Here is a 2,061-nt window from a genome sequence, read left to right on the forward strand (position 1 = left end):
GTAGTATCGTTAGCCATTGATGCGTCGAACTCGACAGCTGTGATATTCTGGGCAACACTCTCCCAACCACGATCCTGAGGTAGCTCGAATGGTCCAACACTCATGCCATTACGCTCTGCCTTCATGGTGTCGTAATAGAACGTCAAGGTATAGTTACTTGTTGTTGCTGTTGCGGCACGACTATTATTGGGCACGATTGTTCCCTCAGCTGGATTAGAATTAACCTCTGTCAGCACAGCGTAGGGTTCTGGTTCTGCTTGGGCTTCTAAGGTAAACTCATAACTGCCCAAGGGCGTTTCAAGACCATCTGTGCTGACGGCACTGATATTGAATGTGTGAGTGGAGCCGGCCTCCAGTTGGCTGATGTCCATAGAGATAGCGATCTCACTACCAGCCTCAACCTTCATGGTTTGGCTATTCTGTTCATCATCGTCAATCCAGAATTTTACTTGGTCTATCTGTAGAGTAACTTCTTCCTTGTCGGGTACAACGAAGAGATAGCGGTAGTACAATCCTGGTTCACCATCTGTACGCTTAGCGCGGAAGTTGAGATAGTGAATGCCTGACGAAAGTGTGCTAACGTCTATGCTCTGTGTAATATCTGTACTAGTCACAGATGAGGACACTCTGTGAGCGTAGTCTGCATCAATCCAATACTCGTAGCCAGACACTGTAGCGTCTGTCATCTCAGATGCAGGAACCATGAAGAGATAACGGTGATATAGTCCTGATACACCGTCACCATCCTCTGCACGGAAGTTCAGGTAATGAATGCCTTCCGACAAACTGCTGATGTCGATACTCTGCTCTACAACGGTACTATTGGTTGCAACCGTATGGCGATGGCCATAATCGGCATCTAACCAGTACTCATATTGACTAATGGTCTGAGCACGACCAAAGAGCACTGCCAGCAGTAGCAGGAATATAAGTTTTATTCTGCCTTGCATAAGCTTTCTGTTTTGTTAGTTTGCGCTCAGGGTCATCTTCACATTCAGCATTCGCGTCTTAGTATCAACACCAATCGTATAGTCGGTCACCTTTGGCGCATTAGGTTCCAAGGTGAAAGGTGTGGTTCCGCCATACATGCCAACGATGGTGCCATCAGTGCCAAGCCAGCCTTGCTGCTGGAAATACTCCGGATTATCCATCTCAGTACTGACTGTCGTGTAAGTGTAGCAGTTATTCTTAGTTGCTACAGACCACTTCTCCCAAAAGTCGCTTGGACCAAGACAATTGGTAAAAGAGATGTCACTATTAACTCCCGCAGAAGAAGTCCAGTTTGTTATATAACAGTTGATAAAGCTTGCTGTGATAGTACTTGAATTGTAGCCCATAACGACATTGCAATTAGAGAAAACAACAGCGTCAGGAGTGTAACCTGAGCCATATACCTGTACGTCTGAATTGACAACTGTCATGTCCATAAATCTAGACGATAAAGCAATCTCTCCTGTCTTGCATCGGTCTATTAGCATCTCGCGTATTGTTGTTGATCCTCCTATAGTGGAAATACCTCCATCTAAAACACACTTCCTCAACTTCAGACCTATTACAGGATTATCTATATATAATGTGGGTGTAATTCGCACGCCATCCAGCAGATGGGCTGTCAAAGTTGGATTATCGGGAATGTTGATATCTATCCTATTCTTAATAATCGTATTCTCTGCTCCCGCACCGATGATAGTGATGGCTTTTTCTATAAGTATCTCAGAACCACAGTCGAATGTTCCTGCTGACAGCAAGATGGTGTCACCATCTACTGCTGCCTCAATAACCGAAGGCAGCTCGTCTGGATTAAACTGTGTGACATTACCTTGATGGCGCAATACTATCTGTGCTGTAATTGCCATTGCACTCTGAATGCCTAGCATCATGAGGCATATAATTGATAATAGAATCTTTTTCATAATCGTAAATGATTAATGTGAATAATATTGCTTGTTCTTATAGTCTACGTGCCAATTGTGGGTCGGGGTTATCGCTCTCACCTGGCTCTGAAGCTGATGCAGAAGTGGTGATTGTAACCACGTTAGGACTATAAACGATACCTAACTT

At 44.5% G+C, this 2,061-nt stretch carries 2 protein-coding genes; both read right to left on the reverse strand.

Features of this window, described 5'->3' with window-relative positions:
• A partial coding sequence (locus BUB86_RS16805; RefSeq protein ID WP_139261756.1) for a hypothetical protein occupies positions 1-950 on the reverse strand: 950 nt, incomplete at its 3' end.
• A 15-nt stretch (positions 951-965) separates the two neighbouring features.
• A complete protein-coding gene (locus BUB86_RS16810; protein ID WP_139261758.1) occupies positions 966-1,913 on the reverse strand; it encodes a hypothetical protein in 948 nt (315 codons plus the stop codon).
• Positions 1,914-2,061 lie beyond the last annotated feature (148 nt).

The organism is Xylanibacter ruminicola, from assembly GCF_900142525.1.
In the GTDB taxonomy this organism is placed as follows: Bacteria; Bacteroidota; Bacteroidia; order Bacteroidales; family Bacteroidaceae; genus Prevotella; species Prevotella ruminicola_A.

Coding starts and splice junctions, on each gene's coding strand:
- BUB86_RS16810 (WP_139261758.1), bottom strand. CDS start 1,913: ATGAAAAAGATTCTATTATCAATTATATGCCTCATGATGCTAGGCATT.